The sequence below is a fragment of the Burkholderia sp. lig30 genome (assembly GCF_000687455.2).
Lineage (GTDB): Bacteria > Pseudomonadota > Gammaproteobacteria > Burkholderiales > Burkholderiaceae > Burkholderia.
This window is the reverse complement of sequence record NZ_JGVW01000086.1, coordinates 130,543-154,876: the sequence shown is the minus strand read 5'-3', so window position 1 is coordinate 154,876 and position 24,334 is coordinate 130,543. Positions and strand designations below refer to the sequence as shown.

At 69.7% G+C, this 24,334-nt stretch carries 31 protein-coding genes and 1 tRNA gene; 15 read left to right on the top strand and 17 right to left on the bottom strand.

Annotation, left to right across the window (positions count from 1 at the left end):
* Positions 1-246: 246 nt before the first annotated feature.
* A complete protein-coding gene (locus tag LIG30_RS16730; RefSeq protein WP_038713705.1) occupies positions 247-570 on the bottom strand; it encodes a hypothetical protein in 324 nt (107 codons plus the stop codon).
* A 545-nt stretch (positions 571-1,115) separates the two neighbouring features.
* On the opposite strand from LIG30_RS16730, the gene LIG30_RS27010 reads away from it, so the two are divergent.
* Together LIG30_RS27010 and LIG30_RS26455 are read left to right on the top strand one after the other, a co-directional pair.
* Positions 1,116-1,259, top strand: a complete 144-nt coding sequence (locus LIG30_RS27010) for a hypothetical protein (protein ID WP_200929694.1) — start codon at positions 1,116-1,118, stop codon at positions 1,257-1,259.
* Positions 1,260-1,284: 25 nt separating this feature from the next.
* Positions 1,285-1,503 (top strand): hypothetical protein, encoded by a 219-nt coding sequence (locus LIG30_RS26455; protein WP_152986124.1) that lies wholly within the window; start codon positions 1,285-1,287, stop codon positions 1,501-1,503.
* Positions 1,504-1,665: 162 nt separating this feature from the next.
* On the opposite strand, the gene LIG30_RS16725 is transcribed toward LIG30_RS26455, so the two are convergent.
* From LIG30_RS16725 to LIG30_RS16650, 16 genes are all read right to left on the bottom strand, one after another.
* A tRNA-Leu gene (locus tag LIG30_RS16725) sits at positions 1,666-1,750 on the bottom strand.
* A gap of 126 nt (positions 1,751-1,876) precedes the next feature.
* Entirely contained in the window at positions 1,877-3,070 is a 1,194-nt protein-coding gene (locus LIG30_RS16720; RefSeq protein ID WP_083494067.1) for a porin, read from the bottom strand.
* Between the two features lie 128 nt (positions 3,071-3,198).
* Complete coding sequence (locus tag LIG30_RS16715) at positions 3,199-3,684, bottom strand: hypothetical protein (protein WP_038713704.1); 486 nt, start codon at positions 3,682-3,684, stop codon at positions 3,199-3,201.
* On the bottom strand, positions 3,681-4,007 hold the full coding sequence (locus LIG30_RS16710) for a (2Fe-2S) ferredoxin domain-containing protein (RefSeq protein ID WP_038713748.1): 327 nt from the start codon (positions 4,005-4,007) through the stop codon (positions 3,681-3,683). The genes LIG30_RS16715 and LIG30_RS16710 overlap by 4 nt, the downstream gene beginning before the upstream one ends.
* A gap of 14 nt (positions 4,008-4,021) precedes the next feature.
* Positions 4,022-4,321 carry a ferredoxin family protein gene (locus tag LIG30_RS16705; RefSeq protein WP_038713703.1) on the bottom strand — a complete coding sequence of 100 codons (300 nt, stop codon included), beginning with the start codon at positions 4,319-4,321 and terminating at the stop codon, positions 4,022-4,024.
* Entirely contained in the window at positions 4,318-5,628 is a 1,311-nt protein-coding gene (locus tag LIG30_RS16700) for an FAD-dependent monooxygenase (protein ID WP_038713702.1), read from the bottom strand. The genes LIG30_RS16705 and LIG30_RS16700 overlap by 4 nt, the downstream gene beginning before the upstream one ends.
* Before the next feature lie 11 nt (positions 5,629-5,639).
* The gene (locus tag LIG30_RS16695; protein WP_038713701.1) at positions 5,640-6,758 is read right to left on the bottom strand and encodes an electron transfer flavoprotein subunit alpha/FixB family protein; all 1,119 of its coding nucleotides are present in this window, start codon (positions 6,756-6,758) and stop codon (positions 5,640-5,642) included.
* The gene (locus LIG30_RS16690) at positions 6,755-7,603 is read right to left on the bottom strand and encodes an electron transfer flavoprotein subunit beta/FixA family protein (protein ID WP_038713700.1); all 849 of its coding nucleotides are present in this window, start codon (positions 7,601-7,603) and stop codon (positions 6,755-6,757) included. Before LIG30_RS16690 ends, LIG30_RS16695 begins: the two co-directional genes overlap by 4 nt.
* A gap of 29 nt (positions 7,604-7,632) precedes the next feature.
* A complete protein-coding gene (nifW, locus tag LIG30_RS16685) occupies positions 7,633-7,968 on the bottom strand; it encodes a nitrogenase stabilizing/protective protein NifW (RefSeq protein WP_038713699.1) in 336 nt (111 codons plus the stop codon).
* Between the two features lie 92 nt (positions 7,969-8,060).
* Positions 8,061-9,197, bottom strand: coding sequence for a homocitrate synthase (nifV, locus tag LIG30_RS16680; RefSeq protein ID WP_038713698.1), 1,137 nt, complete (start codon positions 9,195-9,197; stop codon positions 8,061-8,063).
* A 443-nt stretch (positions 9,198-9,640) separates the two neighbouring features.
* Positions 9,641-9,976, bottom strand: a complete 336-nt coding sequence (locus LIG30_RS16675; RefSeq protein ID WP_038713697.1) for a 2Fe-2S iron-sulfur cluster-binding protein — start codon at positions 9,974-9,976, stop codon at positions 9,641-9,643.
* A gap of 8 nt (positions 9,977-9,984) precedes the next feature.
* Entirely contained in the window at positions 9,985-11,859 is a 1,875-nt protein-coding gene (gene hscA, locus LIG30_RS16670; protein ID WP_038713696.1) for a Fe-S protein assembly chaperone HscA, read from the bottom strand.
* Between the two features lie 53 nt (positions 11,860-11,912).
* Positions 11,913-12,236 carry an iron-sulfur cluster assembly protein IscA gene (iscA, locus tag LIG30_RS16665; RefSeq protein ID WP_038713695.1) on the bottom strand — a complete coding sequence of 108 codons (324 nt, stop codon included), beginning with the start codon at positions 12,234-12,236 and terminating at the stop codon, positions 11,913-11,915.
* Positions 12,237-12,243: 7 nt separating this feature from the next.
* A complete protein-coding gene (gene erpA / locus LIG30_RS16660; protein WP_038713694.1) occupies positions 12,244-12,618 on the bottom strand; it encodes an iron-sulfur cluster insertion protein ErpA in 375 nt (124 codons plus the stop codon).
* Between the two features lie 31 nt (positions 12,619-12,649).
* On the bottom strand, positions 12,650-13,102 hold the full coding sequence (gene iscU / locus LIG30_RS16655) for a Fe-S cluster assembly scaffold IscU (protein WP_038713693.1): 453 nt from the start codon (positions 13,100-13,102) through the stop codon (positions 12,650-12,652).
* 36 nt (positions 13,103-13,138) lie between these two features.
* Positions 13,139-14,377 carry an IscS subfamily cysteine desulfurase gene (locus LIG30_RS16650; RefSeq protein WP_051995056.1) on the bottom strand — a complete coding sequence of 413 codons (1,239 nt, stop codon included), beginning with the start codon at positions 14,375-14,377 and terminating at the stop codon, positions 13,139-13,141.
* 275 nt (positions 14,378-14,652) lie between these two features.
* Between LIG30_RS16650 and nifA the strand changes: the two genes are divergently transcribed.
* The 13 genes from nifA to LIG30_RS16585 all read left to right on the top strand — a co-directional run bounded on the left by nifA (position 14,653) and on the right by LIG30_RS16585 (position 24,327).
* Positions 14,653-16,353 (top strand): nif-specific transcriptional activator NifA, encoded by a 1,701-nt coding sequence (gene nifA, locus LIG30_RS16645; protein ID WP_038713692.1) that lies wholly within the window; start codon positions 14,653-14,655, stop codon positions 16,351-16,353.
* 421 nt (positions 16,354-16,774) lie between these two features.
* Entirely contained in the window at positions 16,775-18,370 is a 1,596-nt protein-coding gene (gene nifB, locus LIG30_RS16640; protein ID WP_038713691.1) for a nitrogenase cofactor biosynthesis protein NifB, read from the top strand.
* 45 nt (positions 18,371-18,415) lie between these two features.
* On the top strand, positions 18,416-18,610 hold the full coding sequence (locus LIG30_RS16635; RefSeq protein ID WP_038713690.1) for a 4Fe-4S binding protein: 195 nt from the start codon (positions 18,416-18,418) through the stop codon (positions 18,608-18,610).
* Positions 18,611-18,663: 53 nt separating this feature from the next.
* A complete protein-coding gene (locus LIG30_RS16630; protein WP_038713689.1) occupies positions 18,664-19,059 on the top strand; it encodes a HesB/IscA family protein in 396 nt (131 codons plus the stop codon).
* 16 nt (positions 19,060-19,075) lie between these two features.
* Positions 19,076-19,648: a hypothetical protein gene (locus LIG30_RS16625; RefSeq protein WP_038713688.1), complete on the top strand. Its 573-nt coding sequence runs from the start codon at positions 19,076-19,078 to the stop codon at positions 19,646-19,648.
* A complete protein-coding gene (locus LIG30_RS16620; RefSeq protein ID WP_038713687.1) occupies positions 19,645-20,469 on the top strand; it encodes a 4Fe4S-binding leucine-rich repeat protein in 825 nt (274 codons plus the stop codon). The genes LIG30_RS16625 and LIG30_RS16620 overlap by 4 nt, the downstream gene beginning before the upstream one ends.
* Entirely contained in the window at positions 20,462-20,842 is a 381-nt protein-coding gene (locus LIG30_RS16615) for a nitrogen fixation protein NifZ (protein ID WP_038713686.1), read from the top strand. The genes LIG30_RS16620 and LIG30_RS16615 overlap by 8 nt, the downstream gene beginning before the upstream one ends.
* Positions 20,839-21,123, top strand: coding sequence for a nitrogen fixation protein NifZ (locus LIG30_RS16610; protein ID WP_038713685.1), 285 nt, complete (start codon positions 20,839-20,841; stop codon positions 21,121-21,123). Before LIG30_RS16615 ends, LIG30_RS16610 begins: the two co-directional genes overlap by 4 nt.
* Positions 21,120-21,476 carry a DUF3024 domain-containing protein gene (locus LIG30_RS16605; protein ID WP_038713684.1) on the top strand — a complete coding sequence of 119 codons (357 nt, stop codon included), beginning with the start codon at positions 21,120-21,122 and terminating at the stop codon, positions 21,474-21,476. Before LIG30_RS16610 ends, LIG30_RS16605 begins: the two co-directional genes overlap by 4 nt.
* 22 nt (positions 21,477-21,498) lie before the next feature.
* Positions 21,499-22,647 carry a cysteine desulfurase family protein gene (locus tag LIG30_RS16600; protein ID WP_038713683.1) on the top strand — a complete coding sequence of 383 codons (1,149 nt, stop codon included), beginning with the start codon at positions 21,499-21,501 and terminating at the stop codon, positions 22,645-22,647.
* A gap of 28 nt (positions 22,648-22,675) precedes the next feature.
* A complete protein-coding gene (nifT, locus tag LIG30_RS16595) occupies positions 22,676-22,894 on the top strand; it encodes a putative nitrogen fixation protein NifT (protein ID WP_038713682.1) in 219 nt (72 codons plus the stop codon).
* A 1-nt stretch (position 22,895) separates the two neighbouring features.
* On the top strand, positions 22,896-23,174 hold the full coding sequence (locus LIG30_RS16590) for a hypothetical protein (RefSeq protein ID WP_038713681.1): 279 nt from the start codon (positions 22,896-22,898) through the stop codon (positions 23,172-23,174).
* Complete coding sequence (locus LIG30_RS16585) at positions 23,164-24,327, top strand: DegT/DnrJ/EryC1/StrS family aminotransferase (RefSeq protein ID WP_038713680.1); 1,164 nt, start codon at positions 23,164-23,166, stop codon at positions 24,325-24,327. The genes LIG30_RS16590 and LIG30_RS16585 overlap by 11 nt, the downstream gene beginning before the upstream one ends.
* The last annotated feature ends 7 nt before the right edge of the window (positions 24,328-24,334 follow it).

Below are 24,334 nucleotides of genomic sequence, written 5' to 3'. Positions count from 1 at the left end.
GATCCATGCGCCGGCGTGGGGCGGCACGCCGGCGCCCTGATTGGCGCACAGCCTGTCGCATGAACGCGGCTTGCCGCGCCGGATCGGGCGGCCGCCGCTCTGGCCCGTTTGCCTGATCGGCTGCCAGCGGTGCCGGCGCCATTGTTTCGACCGTGAAACGTTCCTTCGCGCGCGGCGGCCGTCGCAGCGAGCCCGTCTCCAGGCGACGCCGGCCGCTAATGCCTGCCGGCGTCGTTCGGTGCCGGCTCAGTCCGGATAGCCGTCGTGGACCTTGATGTCGGCGAGCCTGAAGATGGTGCGCAGCGTCCTGGGATTGATGTCCCGGCGCGCAGACAGCGACGCCAGGATGAACTCCAGCACCTTCGCGTACTTGAGCAGCACCAGGCAGGATTCGAGATCCGCCGTGTTCGCGCGCATGCGCTCCGCGAGGTGCAGCATCTCGACAGACAGCGCACGCGCCATGTCGAGCTCGATCTGCTGTTTTTCGCTCCAGACCGACCGCGGCTGCTCGAGCAGCCGGGCCAGGAAGAGCTTGAATTGCACGTCGGACTGGTTCGGGAGCGCATCCATGTTTTTCTGCCCCGTTCTGCGGTTGGGCGAGCGTGTCCGGTGGACGCGCGCGGCGGTTGGCCTGTATCCGCACCGGTCGGCGGCGCGGCTCTTGTGCCCGATGCAATGCAGATTCCGTACCAGCGTCGACGGGCATGGCCGCGCAACGACCGGCGGATGTCTTGGCGATGACCGCTCAGGCCCGCCCGCAGGCGGTTTCGGGGGAGCCGGGCGATCATGCTGACGGGTGTTCCGGCCCGTGTCGCGTCAGCTCGCGCATGCGCGCCGTATCGAAATCATTCAAGGATGTAACGTAACACGCACGGCGGGAGCGAGTGGCACGGTCGCCCGGATGGCGGCGCGTGTCCGGCAAACGGATGTTTGACTGGCGACGATGAATGTCGCCGCATCGGATCAAGCCGGCCGGTGAACGGCCGCTACGCACCGGATGCGGATCGAGACATGAAATGTCCCGATGGCTGCCTATAGTCGCCACGGGTTCAGATGTGAGACGCCGGTTCGTCCGGAACCGGCATTCGCCTCACCCCCTTTCGGAGATCATCGTCATGCTGAACAACAATTCGCCGCTCGAGAGTCTTGCCGCATTTGCGATTACCTTCGTGGTCGGCATCGTATCGACGGTCGCGATGGGCAAGTACATCGAAAAGGTGCGTCGTGACGCCGCCAACGGCGCGTCACACGCAGTCTGACGTCGCGCCTGGAGCCGGTGCGCTCATGCCCGTCCCTGCTTCCCCCGTCAAGGTCACGTGCCGTGCGTGCGGCTGGCATCACGTGTACCGGCCGCGCAGCGATGTGCTGATCGTGCCTCTCGAGTGCCCCGCATGCGCCGGTACCGACCTGGAACGACGCGTTGCGGGCCCGCTCGATGTGCCGCTGTCGCTGCTCGACGGCGTGCTGCGCGCGTTGAAGGGCCGCCGTCGCACGAAATCTTGAGCGCGCCGAAGAGGTCGGTGCTCTGCACTGCGAACTGGCGCGCACGGGGGGCTGACGACAACAGGGCGGAAATACACGCGCACCTCGCGCCAGGCTGAAGACAGCCGGCGATGGGCGGATGACGGCTTTCGGGGAGATCGCGGCGCGACGGCCGCTGAAGGATGGTGCTCAGGGGGGGATTTGAACCCCCACGCCTCGCGGCGCTACCCCCTCAAGATAGTGCGTCTACCAATTTCGCCACCTGAGCACGAGGGTCGCCATTGTAACGGGCAAATGATTTTTTGTGAATAGTTTGTGTCACCCGCATCCCGGCCCGCCACCGCCTGACACGGTCGCGTCAGGCGGTGGCGGCGCGACGGGACGCCGTGCGCGATCAGAAGCGGTGTCGCAGCCCGGCGGAGACGACGACCTGGGTGTTGGTCGCGGACGGCGCGAGGCTGTACGTCGACGCGTTGAACGCCGTGATGCCGTTGCCGCCGTTCACGCGCTTGTACGCGCCTTCGACGTAGACGTCGGTGCGCTTCGTGAACGCGTAGTCGCCCTGCAGCACGACCTGGTTCCACTTCGGCCGCGCGGACTGCTTGCCGGCGTCGAAGCGGCCGTCGGTGAACGTGTAGGCGACGGCGGCGCTCAGCGCCGGCGTGAAGAAGTAGCGGCCGTCGATCGAGTAGTTGTCCAGCGTCAGCGTCCGGCCGCTCAGCCCGACGGTCTTGCCGCCCTGCCAGACGCCGGTCACGTCGTCGGTCGTCGAGTGCGACCACGCGAGCCCGAACGAGGCCGCGCCGAGCGTGTAGCGGCCGCCCAGCGCCCACACGCGCTCGCGGCCGCCGTTGATCGTGGAGTCGCCGTCCACGGTGCTGAACGCGCCGGTCGTGTTCACGTTGTTCGGGTTCGAGTCGCGGTTGACCTGCAGGTACGCGGCGGCCAGCGCGAGCGGGCCGTTCGCGTACGAGATGCCGGCGCTGAACGCGTTGTTGTTCGAGAATTGCCCCGGCGCGTTCGAGAAGCCGTACATCGCGCCGACGGTCACGCCGTGATAGTTCGGGCTCACGTACTTGACCGCGTTGTTGACGCGCAGGTTCTGGATCGAGTCGTCGTTGTCGAACGGATGCATCGCGAGGTTGCCGCCCCAGCCGGGCCCCGATGCGCCGAGCGGCGTCACGAAGTTGATGATGAAGTCGTACTGGCGGCCGAACGTGACCGCGCCGTACTGCGACGACGAGAGGCCGACGTACGCCTGCCGGCCGAACAGGTCGCCGCCGTTGTTGAAGGTGCCGTTGTTCACCGAGAAGCCGTTTTCGAGGGTAAAGACGGCCGCCAGCCCGCCGCCGAGATCCTCGTTGCCGCGAATGCCCCAGCGCGAGCTGCTCAGGTTGCCGGAGTTCATCGCCCAGCCGCTCGAGCCGGGCGCCTTGCCGGTGCTGGTCTGGTTGTTCGCGTAAGTGATCGACGCATCGATCAGCCCGTACAGCGTGACGCTGCTCTGCGCATGACCGGCCCCCGCGTGCAGTGCGCCCGCCAGCAGCACCGCGATGCCCTTCCCCGTATGTTTGATCGTTGCTTTCATTGGCTTCCTTTCCTCATGGCGACAAAAGACGACTGACCCGGCGGTCATGCCCGTGCGTGCGGCACGGTGCAGGCTCCGCGACGCGCTCCTCCAGTTGCCCGTATGGCACCCGTTTCTTGTTGTTGTCGTTATCCGCCGCCAACGCGCGCGAGCAGCGCCTCGACGACGCCGAATCCCACCCGGTCAAGCGGGTCGATCGCGCGCAGCTTGCCGAGCAGCGCGCGGGCTTCGTCCCGCTCGTCGAGCCGCAAGTGGATGAACGCGAGCGCCTTCAGCGTGAACAGCCAGAAGCGGGCAGGGCCGGGGCGCGAGAAATCGGCGTCGTCCGCGCGTACCATGCGCCAGTCGCGCGCGAGCCGGGCCTGCTCGGCGGCGACCGCGAGCGCCTTGCTGGCGACCTGATGCGCTTCGTTGAGCTCGCCCGCGCCCGCATGGAACTTGTAGAGCAGGTAATACGCGGGCAGGCTGCGCGGCGCGCTCAGCACGGCGGTCCACAGTGCCGCGCCGATTTCGTCGCGCGCCGCGCCGCGCACGGAGTCGATCAGGTGCCGGACCGACGGCGGCGCGTCGCCGCCGAACAGCTCGGCCGATTCGGTGCCGGTCAGCAGGTTCACCAGATCTCCTTCGGCGCGACGAGGCGCGCCACGGGCTCGCCGCCCTCCAGGTGGCGCGTGAAGATCTCCTCGACGTCGGCCGGCGTGACGCCGCTGTAGAGAACGGCCTCGGGATAGACGACGACGTTCGCGCCGCGATCGCACGGGCCGAGGCAGCCCGCGTAGGTGATCGCGACGGTGTCGAACGCCTGGCGCTTCTGCTGCTCGGCCCAGAACGCCTGCAGCAGCGCGGTCGAGCCCTTGCCGCCCGCGCACGAGCCGCGCGGATGCTGCGGTGGCCGGTTTTGCGTACAGACGAATACATGTCGGACAGGACGTGACATCGCAAGCGCCTCCTTCAACCGAACTTGAACAGGATCCCGTGGCCGCCGCGCGGGTAGTCCCAGTCGATGTTTTCATGGTCGGAGCACAGGATGCGGCAGCTGCCGCATTCAAGGCAGCCATCGGTGATGAGCGTCACCGAGCCGTTGCCTTCGGCCTTGTAGCACGATGCTGGGCAGACGAACGTGCAGCTCTTCTGCTCGCACGCGTTGACGCAGATGTCGGCGTCCTTGATGCGGATGTGCGGCCGCCCCGCATCGACGCGGTAGCGGTTCTGGAACAGCTTTTCCTCGACATTGACGGCGATGGCGTTCATCGGAATGCCCTCCAAAGTTTGTAGGCGTCGCCCACCAGGCCGGTGAGCGAGCGGCTCTTGCGGAAGCTCGACAGGATCGCGCGCTCCTTGCTCTTCTTGTCCACGCCGTCGACGGTCATCATCGTGCGCGCGGCGTTCGCGACGAGATCCGGGTACGTCGTGAAGAACTGCGGATTGCGATGCAGCACGCCCGGCATGTCGCGGTACTTGTGCAGGTCCTTCATCACGAAGCTCGCGTCGAGCGCCGTCTTGTACGCCTTCAGGTCGCCCGCGCGATACCCGCGTCCCGCCGCCTTCGCGGCGATCGCGGTCTCGGCGGCGAGGCGCCCGGTCGTCATCGCGAGGTTCGAGCCCTCGCGGTGCGCCGCGTTGACGAAGCCGCCCGAGTCGCCGACGATCATCCAGCCGTTGCCGTAGACCTGCGGCACCGCGTGGAAGCCGCCTTCCGGGATCAGGTGCGCGCAATACTCCTTCATCTCGCCGCCCTGGATCAGCGGCGCGATCGCCGGGTGGCGCTTCATCTGTTCGAGCAGCGTGTACGGGCTCGTGCGGTTCGCGTTGCGCTTGAAATCGGCGAGCATGCAGCCGACGCCGATCGTCAGCGACTCCTTGTTGGTGTACAGGAAGCCGGTGCCCATCATCCCGTCGGTGATGCGGCCGACCATCTCGATCACCACGCCTTCTTCCTCGCCGATGTTGAAGCGCTGGCGGATCGTGTCCTCCGGCATGAACAGGATCTCCTTGACCGCGAGCGCGACGTTGCCGGCCTCGATCTCGCCGTGAAAGCCGGCCTTCTTCGCCAGCGTCGAATTCACGCCGTCCGCGAGGATGACCACGTCCGCGTACACGTCGCCCTGCTCGCGGTCGCACTGCACGCCGACCACCTGGTCGCCGTCGAGGATCAGGTGCCTGACGGTGGTCTCGCAGATGAGCAGCGCGCCGGCTTCGCGCACCTTCGACGAGAACCATTTGTCGAACTGCGCGCGGATGATCGTGTAGCGGTTGTACGGCGGTGTGTTGTAGTCGTCGCTGCGCATGTGGGTGCCGACGAACGACGTGTCGTCGAGCATCCACATCCGCTGCTCGACGATGTGACGCTCGAGCGGCGCGTCGTCGCGAAACTCGGGGATGATCTCCTCGAGCGCGTTCGCGTAGAGGATCGCGCCCTGCACGTTCTTGCTGCCCGGATATTCTCCGCGCTCGATCTGCAGCACCTTCAGCCCCGCCCTGGCCATCACGTAGGCGGCCGCGTTGCCGGACGGCCCCGCGCCGACGACGATCGCATCGAATTGCGACGGTTTTCTCATCTCGATTCTCCTTACGCGGCCGCTTTGCCGCGTACCGACAGGTGTTCGGCGAATGCCTGCGTCAGCGCGGGCAGCACCTGCATCGCGTTGCCGACGATTCCGTAATGCGCGAAGTCGAAGATCGGCGCGTTCGGATCGGTGTTGATCGCGACGATCACGTCCGCGCTCTCCATCCCGACCCGGTGCTGGATCGCGCCGGAGATCCCCGCCGCGATGTACAGCTTCGGCCGCACCGTCTTGCCGGTCTGGCCGACCTGGCGGTCCGCCTCGACCCAGCCGGCCTGCACGCACGGGCGCGTCGCGCCGACCTCGCCGCCGAGCACGCGGGCGAGCTCGAACACCAGGCGAAAGTTCTCGGGGTGCTTGAGCCCCTTGCCGCCGCTGACGATCACGTCCGCGTAGGGCAGGTTGATCCGGTTGCTGTTCGCATCGGCGATGAAGTCGAGCAGCTTCGTGACGATGTCGGTCTCGACCATGCCGAGCGTCTCCTGCACGATCTCGCCGGTGCGCTCGGGCTGCGCGCGCGGCATCGCCATCACGCGTGGCCGCACGGTCGCCATCTGCGGCCGGTACGCGAGCGTCATGATCGTGCAGAGCAGCGAGCCGCCGAAGGTCGGCCGGGTCGCCGCGAGCGCGCGCGTCGCGGGGTCGATGTTGAGCTCGGTGCAGTCGGCGGTGAGGCCGGTGAGCAGCGTCGTCGCGACCGAGCCGGCGAGGTCGCGGCCCATCGAGGTCGCGCCGAGCAGCAGGATCTCGGGCTGGTGCTGGTTGACGAGATCGTTCAGCGCCTTCGTGAACGGCTCGTTGCGGTAGCCGAGCAGCACCGGATCGTGGACCACGTAGGCCTTGTCGGCGCCGTAGTGGAACGCTTCCGCGGCAAATCGCTCGAGCGGCTCGTCGGGGCCGCCGAGCACGGCGACCGACACGTCGCTGCCGAGCTTGTCCGCGAGCTTGCGCGCCTCGCCGACCAGTTCCCACGACACGCCGTGCACGTGCCCGCGGTCGTGCTCGACGAACACCCAGACGCCCTTGTAGGCCTTCAGGTGCTCGGGCAGTTCGAGATTGCGGCCGCCGGCCTTCTTCACGGGCGCGGCGGGCTTGCCATCGGGGGCGGCGGACGTCGTGGTCATGATGCTTCCTTCGTCGACAGGTCGGCTTCGAGCGTCGGGTGACGCGTGAAGATCTTCTGCAGCAGGTTCAGCGACACGTCGCGCAGCGTGGACGTGTCGACGTCGAGCATTTCCGCCTTCTCGCTGCGCGGCGTCGGGCCGAACACCTTGCTGACGACGGTGGGCGACCCTTTCAGGCCGATCTTCGTCAGGTCCTCGATGCCGGCCTGCTCCTTGTTCCACTTGCGCACCGGGTAGCCGGCCGCGTGGATCATCGCGGGCAGCGCCGCGAAGCGCAGCTCGTTGGTGTTCTCGAGCATCGTGATCAGGCACGGCAGCTTCGTCTTCAGCACCTGCACGCCGCCTTCGGCGCGCCGCTCGACGACGATCGTGCGCGCGTCCGGATCGGTCTCGACGATGCGCGACACGTAGGTCAGCAGTTGCATGCCGAGGCGCTTCGCGATGCCGGGGCCGACCTGCGCGGTGTCGCCGTCGATGGTCTGCTTGCCGGTGAAGACGATGTCGACCGCCTGCTCGCGCGCGATCTGGCGGATGCCGGCCGCGAGCGCATACGACGTGGCGAGCGTGTCCGCGCCGGCGAACGCGCGGTCGGTGACGAGCACCGCGTCGTCGGCGCCGTAGCTGATGCACTTGCGCAGCGCGTCCTCGGCCTGCGGCGGCCCCATGCAGAGCGCGGTGACCTTGCCGCCGAAGCGGTCCTTCAGGCGCAGCGCCTCTTCGAGCGAGAACAGGTCGTAGGGGTTCGGAATGGCAGGCACGCCCTGGCGCATGATCGTGTTCGTGACCGGATGGACACGGATCTGGGCCGAATCGGGCACCTGCTTGATGCAGACGACGATGTGCATGATGGACAGTCTCCTTGAGGCTGGGCTCGTCAGGCGGCGTTGCGGGCCGGCAGCGAGGCGCGCAGGCTGTCGACGGACACGTGCTGGCGGCCGTCGACGTCCTGGAACACCTTGAAGACCTTTTCCTCGGCGGGCGTCGACGCGACGAAGTCGGCGTACGCCTGCGCGAGCAGGTCGTGATAGGCGGTAAACATCGCCAGTTCGTTGTCCTGCGGCGGTGCCGCCTGGCGGATGTACTGGAAGAAGCGCTTGAGGATGTGCAGGCGGCTCACGTCGACCACTTTCTGGTCGAACGGGATGCCGAAGAACTGCAGGAAATCCTCGGCCGAGGACAGGGTTTTCAATCGTTCGACGAAGCTGTTCATGGCGATTCACTCCGGACGGAAGGGGGCTGACGGCAGCGGCGCGCGCGTGAGCCGACGGTTCGAGGCGGGCGACGCCGCCCGCTGGATGTCGCTCATGACAGCTCCCCGAGCAGGTCGCGCGCCTCGATCAGGAAGCGGTACAGGTCGCTCGCGCTCGGCGCCTGCTTGTGCTGGGTCGCATGGTCGCGAATGCGCGTGAGCAGCACCGGCACGAGCCGTTCGCTGACCGGCAGGCCCAGCGCGTCGTAGGCCTGGCGCACGCTCTGCGAGCCCGAATGCTTGCCGAGCACGAGCGAGCGCGCGCGGCCCAGCTCGGCCGGATCGAAGCTCTCGTAGGTGGACGGGTTCTTCGCGAGGCCATCGGTGTGGATGCCCGATTCGTGCGTGAACACGCCGCTGCCGACGATGCACTTGTTGAACGGTACATGCCGGCCGGACGCGTGCTCGACCAGTCGCGAGATGCTGACGAGCGCGGTGGTGTCGATGCCGGCGTCCGAGCCGAGCAGATGGCGCGAGCACATGACGACCTCTTCGAGCGCGGCGTTGCCCGCGCGCTCGCCGAGGCCGTTGACGGTCGTGTTCGCGTGGGTTGCGCCCGCGCGCAGCGCGGCCAGCGTGTTCGCGGTCGCCAGCCCGAGATCGTTGTGCGCGTGGATCTCGATCTCCATGTCGACCGCGTCGCGCAGGCGCGCGATCGCCTCGTAGGTCGAGAACGGATCGAGCACGCCGAGCGTGTCCGCGAAGCGGATCCGCTGCGCGCCGCACTGCTGCGCGAGCAGCGCGACCTCGGCGAGAAACGCCGGGTCCGCGCGCGACGCGTCTTCCGCGCCGAGCGAGATCTTGCGGTCGCTCCTGACCGCCTCGCCGATCACGCGCTTGATCTGCGCGAACACCCAGGTGCGCGGCTGCCGCAGCTTGTATTGCAGATGGATGTCCGACACCGGCACCGACAGGTGGACGATGTCCGGATTGCAGCGCAGCGCGGCGGACAGGTCGGCGGGCGTGAGCCGCCCCCAGACCATCAGCCCGGCATCGAGATTCAGGTCGACGACCGCCTGGATGCCGGCGATCTCGTCGTCGCCCATCGACGGAATGCCGATTTCGAGCTCGGGGACGCCGGCGCGCGACAGGGCGGTCGCGATCGCGCATTTCTCGGCGACCGTAAACGCGACGCCGGCAGTCTGCTCGCCGTCGCGCAGGGTCGTGTCGTTGATGATCGGAGTGGACATGGTGCGATTCCTCGGGTCGTTGCGATGCTTGATCGCAAGGGCCGTGCCAACCGCTGGCCAGGCCGCGAAACCGCGCCGCAGCGCGCGCGCGCGCGGCGCTCGGGTCGCGCGCGTGGCGGCATCGGCTCGCGGGCTTGTCGTGAATGTCCTGTTTCGGACAGCGGACGGTCGGACGATCGTGGGCGTTTTGTCGTGTCTGCCGCTCGGCGAGCGCCACAGTGGCCGCATATGCAGTGCCGCGTCGGCCGTGCGCGCGATGTTCTGGCAGCACGCGCAGGGTCGTTGAGTGGAGGAGGGCGATGCGGCGACGCCTCTCACCGGATGCGAGCGGCGCGCAAGCCCCGTGAACGAGGCGAGGCCGGAAATGACGGACGGATCGCGACGAGCGAAACCCATGCGTGTTGTGTACGCGGGATCGCAAACCGGCCGCGCAGCAGCGGCCTTCAGCGTTCCCGCGCGAGGTTGCGGGTATGCAGCGGCAACTCGACCGTCAGGTCCGCGTCGCGCAGCTTCACGCAGCAGGCGAGACGCGACTGCGCGTCGAGCCCCCACGCATGGTCGAGCTGGTCGCTCTCTTCATCGTCGGGCGGCGCGAGCGACGCGCCGCCGGCGCGGACATGGACATGGCAGGTCGCGCACGCGGCGACCATCTCGCACGCGTGTTCGATCGCGATGCCGTTGGCAAGCAGGCTCTCGCACAGCGACGCGCCGCGCGGCGCGTCGAACACGCGGCCGTCAGGGCAGAGCGACGGATGGGGCAGGATGCTGATGCGCGGCATCGCGTGTGTCAGGCGAGACTGTCGAGCGCGCGCCCGGCGAGCGCGTGGCGGACCGACGCGTCCATCCGGCGCGCGGCGAACGCCTCGGTCGCGCGCGACAGCGCGCCGGCCGCGTCGCGCAGCGCGTCGAGCGGCGCACCGGTGCCGAGCGCGTCGGCGACATGAAACGTGCGCTGCCGGATCGCCGCCAGCTCGTCGGCGGACAGCAGCGCCGCGTCGTCCTCCAGCGCGGCCTCGGTCGCGTCGAGCAGCCGCCGCGCGTCGACCTGCGCTTCGCGCAGCGCACGCAGCTGCATGTCGTCGCGCGACGTGTCGATCGCGTCGCGCAGCATCGACGCGACCTGCGCGTCGCTGAGCCCGTACGACGGCTTGACCTCGACGCGCGCCTCGACGCCGGTGCGCTGCTCGCGCGCGGTGACGGCGAGCAGGCCGTCGGCGTCGATCTGGAACGTGACGCGGATGCGCGCGGCGCCGGCCACGGCGGGCGGGATGCCGCGCAGCGCGAATTGCGCGAGCGAGCGGCAGTCGGCCACCGCCTCGCGCTCGCCCTGCACGACATGGATCGACATCGCGGCCTGGCCGTCCTTGAAGGTCGTGAATTCCTGCGCGCGCGCGACCGGCAGCGTCGAGTTGCGCGGAATGATCTTCTCGACCAGCCCGCCCATCGTCTCGATGCCGAGCGACAGCGGGCACACGTCGAGCAGCAGCCAGCCGTCGCCGCCGGCGTTGCCGGCAAGCGCGTCCGCCTGCTTCGCCGCGCCGAGCGCGACGACCTGGTCGGGATCGATGTCGTCGAGCGGGTCGCGGCCGAAGCATCCGCGCACCGCGTCGCGCACGACGGGCATCCGCGTCGAACCGCCGACGAGGATCACGCCGTCCACGTCGCCGATGCCGAGCTGCGCGTCGCGCAGCGCGCGCCGCGTCGCCGCGAGCGTGCGGGCGACGAGCGGCTCCGCGAGCCCGGCGAACGCCGCGCGCGACAGCGTCTGCCGCAACGCGTCGCCGCTCGCGAGCCTGAGCGCGATGTCCGCCGTCGGGCCGCGCGACAGCGCTTCCTTCGCGGCGCGCGCGGCCGCCAGCACCGCGCGCCGGTCGCCGGGGGCGAGCGCCGCGACGCCCGCGATGCCGTGCGCGCGGCACAGCCATTCGGCGATCGCGTGGTCGAAGTCGTCGCCGCCGAGCGCGGAGTCGCCGCCCGTCGCGAGCACTTCGAACACGCCGCTCGCGAGCTTCAGCACCGACACGTCGAACGTGCCGCCGCCAAGGTCGTAGACGACGAACGCGCCTTGCGCGCCGCGATCGAGGCCGTACGCGACGGCGGCGGCGGTCGGCTCGTTCAGCAGGCGCAGCACGGTGAGGCCGGCGAGCCGCGCCGCGTCCTTGGTCGCCTGGCGCTGCGCATCGTCGAAATACGCGGGCACCGTGATCACGACGCCGGCCAGCTCGCCGCCGAGCGACGCCTCCGCGCGCACCCGCAGCGTGCGCAGGATCTCGGCCGACACCTCGACCGGCGAGCGCTCGCCGGCGGCGGTGTCGAGCGCGACCATGCCGGGGCGGTCGACGAAGCGGTACGGCAGCGCGTCGGCGCCGGCGACGTCCGGCAGGCTGCGGCCCATCAGGCGCTTCACCGACACGATCGTGTTCTGCGGATCGTCGACCTGGCACGCATGCGCGTCGCGTCCGACCTCGACGCCGCCGGACGGCAGGTAGCGGACGATCGACGGCAGCAGCGCGTCGCCCGCCGCGTCCGGCAGCACGCGCGCGAGCGCGCTCTGCACGGTCGCGACGAGCGAGTTCGTCGTGCCGAGGTCGATGCCGGCGGCGAGCCGGTGCTGGTGCGGCGCGGCGGCGCGGCCGGGTTCGGCGATCTGCAGCAGGGCCATGGTCGGTCCTCGTTCGGTCGGTTCGTTCTGTGGGCGCGGGAGCGCCGCCGCGCTCAGACGGCGAAGCTCTCGCCGCAGCCGCAGTTCGCGGTCGCGTTCGGGTTGTGGAACTTGAAGCCTTCGTTGAGGCCCTCGCGGACGAAGTCGAGCTCGGTGCCGTCGAGCATCGGCAGGCTGCGCGGATCGACCACGACGGTCACGCCATGCGCGTCGTAGCAATGGTCGTCGGGATTCGGCGCATCGACGAATTCGAGCGCGTACGCGAAGCCCGAGCAGCCGCTCGTCGTGACCGCGACGCGCAGGCCGATGCCGCCGCCGCGCTTGAGCAGCGCTTTCTCGACGTGGCGCGCGGCGGCCGGAGTCAGGGAGATGGCCATCGCGCCCTCACACGGAAAAAGAACTGCCGCAGCCGCACGTGCTCTGCGCGTTCGGGTTCTGGATCACGAAGCGCGAGCCTTCGAGCCCTTCCTCGTAGTCGACGCGGGCGCCGCCGAGATACTGCTGGCTCATCGCGTCGATCAGCAGCGCGACGCCGTCGGTGACGATCTGCAGGTCGTCCTCGGCGGGCTGGTCGTCGAATGCGAAGCCGTACTGGAAGCCCGAGCAGCCGCCGCCCGACACGTAAAGCCGCAGCTTGAGCTGCGGGTTGCCTTCTGCCTCGATCAGCGACGCGACCTTCGCGGCGGCGCGGGTCGTGAAATCGAGAAAGGCGGGCATCGGTTCGGACGGCTCGGCGGGCATCGGTGACAGGATTTCCATGGGGCGCTCCTCAGATGAATGAAACGGTCGGTTATGCGCCGGACTTGCAGACCGGCTGTTCGGCGAGCGTGTCCGCGCCGGCCGCGCTCGCGTCGCGGCCGGCCGCCGAATGGCGCGCGCGGAAGTCGGCCACCGCCGCCTTGATCGCGTCCTCGGCGAGGATCGAGCAGTGAATCTTCACGGGCGGCAGCGCGAGCTCATCCGCGATGTCGGTGTTCTTGATCGCGAGCGCCTCGTCGAGCGTGCGGCCGCGCACCCATTCGGTCACGAGCGAGCTCGACGCGATCGCCGAGCCGCAACCGTAGGTCTTGAACTTCGCGTCCTCGATCACGCCGTCGCGGTTGACGCGGATCTGCAGCCGCATCACGTCGCCGCACGCGGGCGCGCCGACCATGCCGGTACCCACGCCCTCCGTGTTTGCGTCGAACCCGCCGACGTTGCGGGGGTTTTCATAGTGGTCGAGGACCTTGTCGCTGTATGCCATCGCGGACTCCTTGCGGGAAAACGAGGAGGGCGGCGCTCAGTGCGCGGCCCACTGGATCGACTGCAGGTCGACGCCCGCGCGGGCGAGGTCCCACAGCGGGCTCATCGCGCGCAGGCGGCCGACGGTTCCCGCGAGCCGGGCGATCGTCAGGTCGATTTCGTCTTCGGTCGTGAAGCGGCCGAGCGAGAAGCGGATCGAGCTGTGCGCCAGTTCGTCGGGGCGGCCCATCGCGCGCAGCACGTAGCTCGGCTCGAGGCTCGCGGACGTGCACGCGGAGCCGGACGACACGGCGACGTCCTTCAGCCCCATCAGCAGCGATTCGCCTTCGACGTAGTGGAAACTCACGTTCAGGTAGTGCGGGGCGCTGCATTCGAGATCGGTGTTCAGCGCGACCGCGTCGATCGCCGCGATGCCGGCCCAAAGCCGCGCGCGCAACGCGCGGATGCGTTCGTTGTCGTGCGTCATGTTCTCGCGCGCGAGCCAGAACGCATGGCCCATGCCGACGATCTGGTGGGTCGGCAGCGTGCCCGAGCGCATCCCGCGCTCGTGGCCGCCGCCGTGCATCTGGCAGGCCAGCCGCACGCGCGGCCGGCGCCGCACGTACAGCGCGCCGATGCCCTTGGGGCCGTACGCCTTGTGCGCGGAAAACGACATCAGGTCGACCGGCAGCGCGTCGAGGTCGATCGGCACCTTGCCGGCCGCCTGCGCGGCGTCGACGTGGAACAGCACGCCGCGCGCGCGGCACAGCGCGCCGAGGGCCGCGATGTCCTGCACGACGCCCGTCTCGTTGTTCACGTGCATCACCGACGCGAGCACGGTTCCCGGCGTCAGCGCGGCCGCGAACGCTTCCGGATCGACGAGGCCGTTCGCGCGCACCGGCAGCACGACGACCTCGAATCCGTCGCGTTCGAGCTCGCGGGCCGTGTCGAGCACCGCCTTGTGCTCGGTCGCGACCGTGACGATGCGGCGGCCGCGCGACGCGTAGAACTGCGCGGCGCCCTTGAGCGCCAGGTTGTTCGATTCGGTCGCGCCGGAGGTCCAGACGATCTCGCGCGGATCGGCGTTGACGAGGCTCGCGACCTGCTCGCGCGCCAGCTCGACCGCTTCCTCGGCGGCCCAGCCGTACACGTGCGAGCGGCTCGCGGGGTTGCCGTAGATGCGCGTCATGTAGGGCAGCATCCGGTGGGCGACGCGCGGATCGACCGGCGTGGTCGCGGCGTAATCCAGATAGACGGGCTGGCTCCGGCGGTCCTGATCGTGGCTGGCGTACGGCATCGCGGGCTCCTCGACGGCGTGATTGACGTCGAGGATTTCGCAACATCCGTGCCACGGTTTTTTTTCGCTTGATATCGTGGATGGCGAGGCTGCGTTGTTGTCTTTGTCGGTCGATGCCGGCATCGACGCCGCGGTCTTGTCGCCTTTGTCGGCTTTGTCGACACGCGGGCTCCGGCGCGCACCGGAGCGGGCTGGCTCGGGCGCAGATATTGCTTCGCCATAGTGTCGTGCCGGCGCGTTGCCAGTGCGGGCGAGCCATCGCAGGAGCGAATGCCATGCCGAATACCCATGCCAGCGAGAGTCCAAGCGATCTCGACGTGGTCTATGAAGTGGGAAAGACGCTGATCTCGTCGCTGGACGTCACGCAGACGTTCTACACGTCGTTGCGTTACCTCGTGTACACGCTCGGCTGGCGCTCCGCGTTCGTCGCGGTCACCGAGCCGGGCGGCTGCCTGCGCGGCCTCTGCAGCGTGCGGCTGCCGGACGACTGGCGCGAGCGCGTGCGCTTCCTGCCCGGCGAGGGCATCGTCGGGCGCATCTATACGAGCGGCTCGCCGGTGATCGTGCCGGAAGTGCGCGACGAGCCGCTGTTCCTCGACCGCACCGGCGGCGCCGGCGAGCCGGAGGACGGGCCGGTCGCGCTGCTCGGCATGCCGATCCGGCACGAGCAGCGCACGCTGGGCGTGCTGGTCGCGTTCTGCCCGAATCCGGACGGCAAGCGGGTGTTCGCGAACGACCTGCATCTGATGAAGATCGTCGCGACGCTGATGGGCCAGGCGCTGCTGCTCCATCGCAGCGTCAGCTCCGCGCACGACCGGCTGCAGGACGAGGTGCGCCGGATGCAGAAGGCGATCCGGCCGGTGCAGCAGCTCGATCAGGTCGTCGGCGTGTCGGCGGCGATGCAGGAGGTGTTCTCGCAGGTGCATCAGGTCGCCCCCGCGCGCACCACGGTGCTGCTGCGCGGCGAGAGCGGCACCGGCAAGGAGGTGATTGCGCGCGCGATTCACGGGCGCTCGACGCGCCGCGAGCACGCGTTCATCTCGGTGAACTGCGCGGCGCTGACCGAGACGCTGCTCGAAAGCGAGCTGTTCGGCCATGAAAAGGGCGCGTTCACCGGCGCGCAGGGGCTGCGCAAGGGGCGTTTCGAACTGGCGCACGGCGGCACGCTGTTTCTCGACGAGATCGGCGACATCTCGCCGTCGTTCCAGGCGAAGCTGCTGCGCGTGCTGCAGGAGCGCGAATTCGAGCGGGTCGGCGGCACGGCGCCGGTGAAGGTCGACGTGCGGCTGATTCTCGCCACCAACCGCAATCTCGAACGGATGGTGAAGGAGGGCGAGTTTCGCGCGGACCTCTATTACCGGATCAACGTCGTCAGCATCCAGCTGCCGCCGCTGCGCGAGCGCCGCGACGACATCCCGGCGATGGCGCAGTTCTTTCTCGACCGCTTCAACCGCGACAACGAGCGCGCGCTGCGCTTCAGCCCCGATGCGATGCGCGTGCTGACGAGCTGCTACTGGCCCGGCAACGTGCGCGAGCTGGAGAACTGCGTCGAGCGCACCGCGACGATGACGCATCACGACACGATCGACCGCCTCGCGTTCCTGTGCCAGGAGGATCGCTGCCTGACGAAGGTGCTGCATCACATTGAGCGGGAGGACGCGGTGCGGCCCGCGCGCCTGGCGGACATCCCCGTCTGCGAGGTGCCGGGGACGCGTGGCGGCGATCATGCCGCCGCGCCGCACGACGACCCGGCCGGCCTGCCGGCAGGCGACTACGCGTTCGATCACGACGACCCGTTCGCGATGCACGACGACGTGAGCGACGACGGCAAGCCGGATGGCGAGCGCGAACGGCTCATCTGGGCGATGGAGCGGTGCGGCTGGGTGCAGGCGAAGGCCGCGCGCCTGCTGAAGATCACGCCACGCCAGATCGGATACGCGCTGCACAAGTACGGGATCGAAGTGCGGCGGTTCTGAGCCGCCGGGGGCGGGTTCCACCGCCCGGGCGTCGATCTACTTCCTTCCGCAACGATCCGGTCTTTTCCCTCCTGAAATGCTCTGCATGACGAATCAAATGCAGAGGATTCACGCGATGCGAATCGGGCGAAGCATGCGGTTCATGTCCTGACGCCAATGCTCTCGCGGCCTGCCGTACTCGCACCGTCGCGCCCGCGTGTCCCCGCTCCGTCCGTCTATCCCTCGCACGCCGCATGCGCAGTGTGCACTTTGTCGCAACCTTGACAGCCTTCGCCCGCGTTGTCGCCTTCGCATGCCGGCGATCCCCGACAAACCGGACATCCGGCGCGCCACGTGCCCCTTCCTGCACGTGTTTTCGCGCGTGGCACGGTTCTGGCTTTTAACTTCGCATGTCATCCCTGCCGGTTTCCAGGAGAGATTCATGCAAAGTCACGAGAACGCAAGCGCGCCCCCGTCGTCGGCCTATATCGGCATCGGCCAGATCAAACCGCTCGGCGCGCCGCTCGACGTGCCGGCCGCGGGCGGTGGTTGCGGTACGCAAGGCGGCGACGGCCGCGCGAGCTGCGGCTCGTCGGACGGCCCGGACGACATGCCCCCGGAAATCTGGGAGAAGGTCAAGAACCACCCGTGCTATTCGGAAGAGGCGCATCACCACTATGCGCGCATGCACGTCGCGGTCGCGCCCGCCTGCAACATCCAGTGCAACTACTGCAACCGCAAGTACGACTGCTCGAACGAGTCGCGCCCCGGCGTCGTGTCGCAGAAGCTCACGCCCGAGCAGGCGGTGAAGAAAGTGGTGGCGGTCGCCAGCGAGATCCCGCAGATGACGGTGCTCGGCATCGCCGGCCCCGGCGATTCGCTCGCGAACCCGAAGAAGACTTTCGACACGTTCCGGATGCTGCAGGAGCAGGCGCCCGACATCAAGCTGTGCCTGTCGACGAACGGCCTCGCGCTGCCCGACCTGGTCGACGAGATCTGCCGGTACAACATCGACCACGTGACGATCACGATCAACATGGTCGACCCGGCCGTCGGCGCGAAGATCTATCCGTGGATCTTCTGGGATCACCGCCGCGTGACCGGCTACGAGGCCGCGAAGATCCTGCACGAGCGGCAGATGCTGGGCCTCGAGATGCTGACCGCGCGCGGCGTGCTGACCAAGATCAACTCGGTGCTGATCCCGGGCGTCAACGACACGCACCTGATCGACGTGAACCGCGAGGTGAAGAAGCGCGGCGCGTTCCTGCACAACATCATGCCGCTGATTTCCGAGGCGGAGCACGGCACCCATTTCGGTCTGACCGGCCAGCGCGGGCCGACCGCGCAGGAGCTGAAGGCGGTGCAGGACGCGTGCATGGGCGGCGCGAACCTGATGCGCCATTGCCGGCAGTGCCGCGCGGACGCCGTCGGCCTGCTCGGCGAGGACCGCAGCGAGGAATTCACGCTCGACAGGATCGACCAGATAGAAGTGGTCTACGACCTCGAGCGCCGCCGCGAATACCAGAGCCAGGTCGAGGCCGAGCGCCACGCGCAGCACGCGGCGAAGCAGGAAGCGCTCGAGGCCTCGCGCGCGCTCGGCGCCGCCGACGGCCTGAAGGTGCTGGTCGCCGTCGCGACCAAGGGCGGCGGGCGCGTCAACGAGCACTTCGGCCACGTGACCGAATTCCAGATCTTCGAAGTGTCGGCCGCCGAGGCGATCTTCGTCGGCCACCGCCGCGTCGACCTGTATTGCCAGGGCGGCTACGGCGACGACGAGCAGCTGCCGTCCGTGGTCCGCGCGATCAACGACTGCCATGCGGTGCTCGTCGCGAAGATCGGCGCGTGCCCGCGCGACGAGCTGTCGCAAGCGGGCATCGAACCGGTCGACCAGTACGCGGGCGACTTCATCGAGAAGGCCGCGCTCGCGTGGTTCGACGATTACCGCGGCCGCGTCGCGTCCGGCGCGATCGCGCATGCGGACCGCGGCGACGCGGCGATCCGGCAGGGCGCGTTCACCGGCGGCGCGGCGGCGGCCTGACGCGCGGCCCTCAACACACAACCCTCATCCCTAAGGAGCATCACCATGGCCCTGAAGATCATCGCCTCGACCTGCACCGGCTGCTCGGCCTGCGAGCCGGAATGCCCGAACGTCGCCATCGGCGAGAAAGGCGGCGTGTTCGCGATCGACCCGAAGAAATGCACCGAATGCGAAGGGCATTTCGACAGCCCCCAATGCATCGCGGTGTGCCCGGTCGACGGCTGCATCGTCCACGTGTGACGCGCGCCTCGCGCGTCGCGATCGAGTCCAACGACAAGGAGTGAGTCGGGATCATGCTGCCCAATGTCACCATCACCGCCGCGGCCGACAAGTTCATGCGCCGCATCGTCCGCTTCTCCGGGCTGCCGGCCGGCGCAGGCTTCCGTCTCGCGGTCAGCCCGGGCGGCTGCTCGGGCTATCAGGCCGAATTCAGCGCCGAGGCGGCGCCCGGGCCGACCGAGCAGGTCCTGGAGGTCGACGGCCTGCGCCTGTTCCTGGCCGCCGAGAGCCGCATGCTGCTCGACGGCGTGACGATCGATTTCGTCGACACGCCGACGCAGTCGGGCCTCACGTTCGTCAACCCGAACCAGGCGCCGTGCGCGTGCAGCAGCAGCGGCCCGGTCGAGCCCGGCGTCGCGAAGATCGGCATCGACGCGATCGGGCGCGGCCGTCCGCCCGCGCTGTCGTGACCGGTGGAGGCCCGCCATGCCCGCCGACTCCAGCGCACTCGACGACGGCCTCGCCGACTTCGGCGGTTCGGCGCTCGGCGCTGGCCTGCCGGACGACGTCGCCGGCTGGATCGAGGCGGCCGGCCGCCTGCGCGACCGGCCGGACGACGCGCTCGCGTTGCTCGAACGGGCGCGCGGCGCGGCGCCCGGGCATCCCGCGCCGCTGATCGCGCTGTACCGCTTTCATTTCTACGGCCATCGGCTCGCGCAGGCGCGCGCGGCGGGCGAGGCGGCGCTGGCGCTCGCGCGTACGGCGCTCGCCCCGCGCTACGCCGATGCGCGGCCGGACAGCGACGCGGTGCGCCACGACGCGGCGGTGCGGTTCCTGCTGTTCGCGCTGAAGGGGCTCGCGTACCTGAACCTGCGGCTCGGCGAGCCGCGCGCGGCACGCGCGCTGCTGCACGAGCTGCGCCGCCTCGATCCGGACGACCGGGTGGGCGGCGCGGTGCTGATGCACGTGCTGACGCGCCACGAGCGCCACGCGGACGACGATGACGACGCGACGCTGATCGCGCATCCGGCGCGCGGCTGGACGGAGACGCGGCCATGAGCGGGCCCGATGCGCCGCGCTCGCCCGCGGGCGACATCCCGCCGCGTTTCTGGCAGGGCGGGCCGGTGGACTGCGCGCGCTGCGCGTACGCGCAGCTGCGCGCCGCGCCGGGACGCGACGGCTGCGAGCCGGGCCACGCGTGCATGCAGGACGCATACGCGCGCCGCATCGACCGGTTTTTCCGCTGGCATCCGGCGCTTGCCAACGAACAGCTCGCGCATCCGTACTTCGAGGTGCGGGCGATCGCCGCGCGTTACGCGGACGTGTTCCGCCTGCCCGCGATGATCGACGATCCCGACGAGACGGTGCGCCTGCAGCTCGCGCTGCGGCTGCCGCATGCGTACCTCGCGCGGCTCGCCGCCGACCCGCATCGCGAGGTGCGGATTCGCGTCGCGCAGCGCCTCGAGCCCGCCGCGCTCGCGGGCATGCGCGACGATCCGGACTACGGCGTGCGCGAGTGCGTCGCGCGTCGCCTGCCGGCGCCGCTGCTGGCGTCGATGGCGCGCGATGCCGATCGCGGCGTGCGCACGCGCGTCGCCGAGCGGATCGAGATGCCGGCGCTGCTGCGGATGGCCGACGACGCCGAAGCGGACGTGCGCCGCATCGTCGCGAGGCGCCTGCCCGCCGCGCTGCTCGGGCGCCTGCTCGGCGATACGGACTGGCGCGTGCGCTGGGAGCTCGCGCGGCGCGCGCATCCGGGCGTCGTGGTGCTGCTGCTCGACGACGCCGACGATGAAGTACGCGCGCTCGCGCGGCGGCGGCTGCATTCCGACGATCCGTCGCAACAGATTGAACTCGACACCGGAGCCGACCATGACTGACATCAATCGCGACAACGACGTCGTCGAAATCGCCGGCCCGCCGCGCTTCGCGTTCGGCGAGCGGGTGATCTCGCGCACGGTGATCCGCAACGACGGCACCTACACCGGCAAGGACATCGGCGAGGTGCTGGTCGGCAAGGGCGACATCGGCTACGTGACGAGCATCGGCACGTTCCTGCAGCAGTTCTACATCTATGCGGTCGAGTTCATCGAGACCGGCCACCGGGTCGGGATGCGCGCGAAAGAGCTGTGCACGCTCGACAACCTGCCTGACGACGTGCTCGCGCAACTCGGCGAGCGCGCGGCGCGGCTCGCCGATCTCGGCCGGGGCGGCGCGCACGCGCCGCGCGACGAACAGGAGGCGGCATCGTGAGCATCGAACCGGTTCAACCCGCTTATGCGTGGGGCATGCGCGTCGTCGCGCTCGACGATCTCGTCAACGACGGCAGCTATCCCGACCGCGCGGCCGACGCGTGCCTCGTCGAAGCCGGCACGGTCGGCGAGATCGTCAACGTCGGGCGCGTCGTCGACACCGGCGAGCCCGTCTATCTCGTCGAATTCGACGGACGGCAGGTGATCGGCTGCACGGAGGACGAGATCGCGCCCGCGCCCGCCGGCCTGCTGCCGGTGCACGAAGAGGAGGCCGCGCGATGACGACGGCGCGCGCGGCCTCGCGCGGCGGCCCGCTCGGGGCGGCCGTCGTCGACCTCACGCTGCGGCGCATCGAGCGGGCGCTGAGCCGGCGCGCGCGCTACCGTTACGTGAGCCCGCGCGTGCTGCGCGACGCTGACGGCTTCCGGATCGAGAGCCCGTGCTGCTCGCGCAACGTCGATGCGGCGGGCGGCGTGATCGACATCGCGCGCCTCGCGCTGGGCGCGGCCGGCATCTGGCGGCTCTACGCGCGCGACCATCATGCGCGCCGCTGGAGCTGGTGGCAGGAAAGCGCCGATCTCGACGCGCTGCTCGACACGCTGTGCGTCGACGCCGAGCGCGTGTTCTGGCCGTGATGCGAGCACGAAGGAGCCTGCGATGATCTATCTCGACCACAACGCGACGACCGCGCCCGCGCCGGCGGCGATCCAGGCGATGCTCGCCGTGCTGACCGACGTGTGGGCGAACCCGTCGTCCCAGCATCCGTCCGGGCAACAGGCGAAGCGCACGCTCGCCGCGTCGCGCGCGACGGTCGCGGGCGCGCTCGGCTGCAAGCCGAAGGAAGTGATCTTCACGAGCGGCGCGACCGAGGCGAACCATCTCGCGGTGCTCGGCCTGTCCGCGCATGCGGCGCCGGAGCGGCGGCGGCTCGTGTTCGGCGCGGTCGAGCACGCGGCGCACCTGAAGCTCGCGCACGCGCTCGCCGGGCAGGGCCATCCGGTCGATTTCATCGCGGTGCGCGCGGACGGCACGCTCGATCCCGACAGCGCCGCCCGCGCGATCGGCCCGGACGTCGCGCTCGTGTCGCTGATGGCCGCGAACAACGAGACCGGCGTGCTGATGCCCGTCGCCGGGGTGCGCGCGCTGGCGCACGCGGCGGGCGCGCTGCTGCATGTCGATGCGACCCAGTGGGTCGGCAAGCGGCCGTTCGATTTCGCCGCCTTCGGCGCGGACGCCGTGTCGCTGTCCGCGCACAAGCTGCATGGCCCGAAGGGCGTCGGCGTGCTGCTCGTGCGCGACGGCGTGCCGGTCTCGCCGCAGTTCCTCGGCAGCCAGGAACGCCATCGCCGCGGCGGCACCGAGAACCTGCCCGCGATCGCCGGCTTCGCCGCGGCGCTCGAGCGCCTGCCCGACGTCGCGGCCGAGGCCGCGCGCATCGGCGCGCTGCGCGACACGCTCGAAGACGGCCTGCGCCGCGCGCTGCCCGGCGTGCACGTGTACGGCGCGGCCGCGCCGCGCCTGCCGGGCACGAGCTACCTGCGGGTCGGCCTGCTGGCAGCCGACACCGTGCTGCAGCGGTGCGAGCAGATCGGGGTGTCGGCGTCGTCCGGCTCGGCGTGCTCGTCGGGCGGCAGCGCGCCGTCGCACGTGCTGGTCGCGATGGGCGTGCCGCGCGACGAAGCGCTGTGCGCCGTGCGCTTCTCGCTCGGCGCGGCCACCACGGCGCGCGACATCGAATACCTGCTCGCCGCGCTGCCCCCGCTATTGTTGCCGTTGCTGGCCGAATCGGCCGTGCAACCGACCTGAAACCATTGAATCTTCGGAGTCCAGAACCATGAAAGTCATGATCCGCAGGGACAGCAAGGGCACGCTGAGCGCATATGTGCCGAAGAAGGATCTCGAGGAGCCGATCGTCGCGATGACGGACCCCGGGATCTGGGGCGGGCGCGTCACGCTCGCGAACGGCTGGCAGCTCGAGCTGCCGGAGATGGACGCCGCCACGACGCTGCCCGTGACGGTCGAGGCCCGGCGCATCGCCGCAGCGGAGGAATGACATGAGCCTGTCCACCGAGCAAGTCCAGGCCGTCGCCGACGTGATCGGTGCCGCGCCGACGCTGCACGACGCGGCCGAGCGCTGGCGCGCGCGCTTTCCGGGCGTGCGGACGATGCAGCTCAGCCCGGCCGACATGCACGGCGAGACGCCCGCGCTGCGGGTCGGCGCGCGCAACGTCTACTTCGTGCGCATGGCCGGCATGTGCCTGTCGATCACGCCGCATGCGGACGAAGCGAACGCGCTGATCCTGACCGAAGACGGAGGTCGACATGGAGCTTGACGAGATCGCGCTGGCCGAGCCGGCGTGCGGCGCGCACGAGACCGCGCTGGTCAATGCGGTGCTGAACGCGTCGCGCTGGAGCGACGGGCCGATGGGCGAATCGTTCGAGCGCGCGTTCGCCGGCTGGGCGGGCCGCGCGCATGCGGTGGCGGTCGCGAGCGGCACGCTCGGCGCATGGATCACGCTGCGCGCGCTCGGCATCGGCGCGGGCGACGAGGTGATCTGCGCATCGCATGCGTGGCACCAGGTCGCGCAGGCGGTCACGCTCGCGGGCGCGACGCCCGTGTTCGCCGACATCGACTACTGGAGCGGCTGCCTGAGCGCCGCCAAGGCCGCGCAGCGGATCGGCCCGCGCACGCGCGCGATCCTCGCCGGCAACACCAACGGCCATCCGGCCGCGTGGGGTCCGCTGCGCGAGCTGGCCGGCGCGCACCGGCTCGCGCTGCTCGAAGACAGCACCGAGGCGGTCGGCTCGCGCTACCGCGGGCACAGCGTCGGCACGTTCGGCGACGTCGCGATTTTCGACTTCTCCGCGCCGTCCGTGCTGTGCGCGGGCGAGGGCGGGATGCTCGTCACCGACGACGACGCGCTCGCACGCGAACTGCGCTACCTGCGCGCGCGGCGGGTAGCGGATCGCGGCTCGGTATCGGTCGGCGCACGCGTGCCGCTGCAGGCCGGCATGAGCGAGCTGACCGCCGCGCTCGGCCTCGCGCAGCTCGCGAGCCTCGACGAGCGCCTCGCGCGGCGCAAGGAAGTCGAGGCCTGGTACCACGAGCAGATGCAGAGCTTCGAAGGGATCAAGCCGCCTTACCTGGCCGAGGACGTCGACGAGGTGCACTGGATGCTGTACGTCGTCCATCTCGGCAAGCGCTTCACGCAAAGCGCGCGCACGCAGATGATCGACGACATGAAGGCGTGCGGGATCGAAACCGCCGCATACAGCCATCCGCTGCACGAGCAGTTCCATTACATGCATGCGGGCGACGCGATCGGCCGCAAGCGCGGCCTGCTGCCCGATACCGAGCGCATCGGCGACCGCGCGCTCGCGCTGCCGCTGCATACGCGGCTCGACGCGGACCAGGTGAAGTACATCGTCAAGACCCTGAAGGACACCGCGACGAATGTCGGCGCGGGGGCCGCGATCTATCTGTGAGGAAATC

Excerpts from the sequence above, each read along its gene's own strand:
- LIG30_RS16730 (WP_038713705.1), bottom strand. The coding sequence starts at position 570 with ATGGATGCGCTCCCGAACCAGTCCGACGTGCAATTCAAGCTCTTCCTG.
- LIG30_RS27010 (WP_200929694.1), top strand. The coding sequence starts at position 1,116 with ATGCTGAACAACAATTCGCCGCTCGAGAGTCTTGCCGCATTTGCGATT.
- LIG30_RS26455 (WP_152986124.1), top strand. The coding sequence starts at position 1,285 with ATGCCCGTCCCTGCTTCCCCCGTCAAGGTCACGTGCCGTGCGTGCGGC.
- LIG30_RS16720 (WP_083494067.1), bottom strand. The coding sequence starts at position 3,070 with ATGAAAGCAACGATCAAACATACGGGGAAGGGCATCGCGGTGCTGCTG.
- LIG30_RS16710 (WP_038713748.1), bottom strand. The coding sequence starts at position 4,007 with ATGTCACGTCCTGTCCGACATGTATTCGTCTGTACGCAAAACCGGCCA.
- LIG30_RS16705 (WP_038713703.1), bottom strand. The coding sequence starts at position 4,321 with ATGAACGCCATCGCCGTCAATGTCGAGGAAAAGCTGTTCCAGAACCGC.
- LIG30_RS16700 (WP_038713702.1), bottom strand. The coding sequence starts at position 5,628 with ATGAGAAAACCGTCGCAATTCGATGCGATCGTCGTCGGCGCGGGGCCG.
- LIG30_RS16695 (WP_038713701.1), bottom strand. The coding sequence starts at position 6,758 with ATGACCACGACGTCCGCCGCCCCCGATGGCAAGCCCGCCGCGCCCGTG.
- LIG30_RS16690 (WP_038713700.1), bottom strand. The coding sequence starts at position 7,603 with ATGCACATCGTCGTCTGCATCAAGCAGGTGCCCGATTCGGCCCAGATC.
- nifW (WP_038713699.1), bottom strand. The coding sequence starts at position 7,968 with ATGAACAGCTTCGTCGAACGATTGAAAACCCTGTCCTCGGCCGAGGAT.
- nifV (WP_038713698.1), bottom strand. The coding sequence starts at position 9,197 with ATGTCCACTCCGATCATCAACGACACGACCCTGCGCGACGGCGAGCAG.
- LIG30_RS16675 (WP_038713697.1), bottom strand. The coding sequence starts at position 9,976 with ATGCCGCGCATCAGCATCCTGCCCCATCCGTCGCTCTGCCCTGACGGC.
- hscA (WP_038713696.1), bottom strand. The coding sequence starts at position 11,859 with ATGGCCCTGCTGCAGATCGCCGAACCCGGCCGCGCCGCCGCGCCGCAC.
- iscA (WP_038713695.1), bottom strand. The coding sequence starts at position 12,236 with ATGGCCATCTCCCTGACTCCGGCCGCCGCGCGCCACGTCGAGAAAGCG.
- erpA (WP_038713694.1), bottom strand. The coding sequence starts at position 12,618 with ATGGAAATCCTGTCACCGATGCCCGCCGAGCCGTCCGAACCGATGCCC.
- iscU (WP_038713693.1), bottom strand. The coding sequence starts at position 13,102 with ATGGCATACAGCGACAAGGTCCTCGACCACTATGAAAACCCCCGCAAC.
- LIG30_RS16650 (WP_051995056.1), bottom strand. The coding sequence starts at position 14,377 with ATGCCGTACGCCAGCCACGATCAGGACCGCCGGAGCCAGCCCGTCTAT.
- nifA (WP_038713692.1), top strand. The coding sequence starts at position 14,653 with ATGCCGAATACCCATGCCAGCGAGAGTCCAAGCGATCTCGACGTGGTC.
- nifB (WP_038713691.1), top strand. The coding sequence starts at position 16,775 with ATGCAAAGTCACGAGAACGCAAGCGCGCCCCCGTCGTCGGCCTATATC.
- LIG30_RS16635 (WP_038713690.1), top strand. The coding sequence starts at position 18,416 with ATGGCCCTGAAGATCATCGCCTCGACCTGCACCGGCTGCTCGGCCTGC.
- LIG30_RS16630 (WP_038713689.1), top strand. The coding sequence starts at position 18,664 with ATGCTGCCCAATGTCACCATCACCGCCGCGGCCGACAAGTTCATGCGC.
- LIG30_RS16625 (WP_038713688.1), top strand. The coding sequence starts at position 19,076 with ATGCCCGCCGACTCCAGCGCACTCGACGACGGCCTCGCCGACTTCGGC.
- LIG30_RS16620 (WP_038713687.1), top strand. The coding sequence starts at position 19,645 with ATGAGCGGGCCCGATGCGCCGCGCTCGCCCGCGGGCGACATCCCGCCG.
- LIG30_RS16615 (WP_038713686.1), top strand. The coding sequence starts at position 20,462 with ATGACTGACATCAATCGCGACAACGACGTCGTCGAAATCGCCGGCCCG.
- LIG30_RS16605 (WP_038713684.1), top strand. The coding sequence starts at position 21,120 with ATGACGACGGCGCGCGCGGCCTCGCGCGGCGGCCCGCTCGGGGCGGCC.
- LIG30_RS16600 (WP_038713683.1), top strand. The coding sequence starts at position 21,499 with ATGATCTATCTCGACCACAACGCGACGACCGCGCCCGCGCCGGCGGCG.
- nifT (WP_038713682.1), top strand. The coding sequence starts at position 22,676 with ATGAAAGTCATGATCCGCAGGGACAGCAAGGGCACGCTGAGCGCATAT.
- LIG30_RS16590 (WP_038713681.1), top strand. The coding sequence starts at position 22,896 with ATGAGCCTGTCCACCGAGCAAGTCCAGGCCGTCGCCGACGTGATCGGT.
- LIG30_RS16585 (WP_038713680.1), top strand. The coding sequence starts at position 23,164 with ATGGAGCTTGACGAGATCGCGCTGGCCGAGCCGGCGTGCGGCGCGCAC.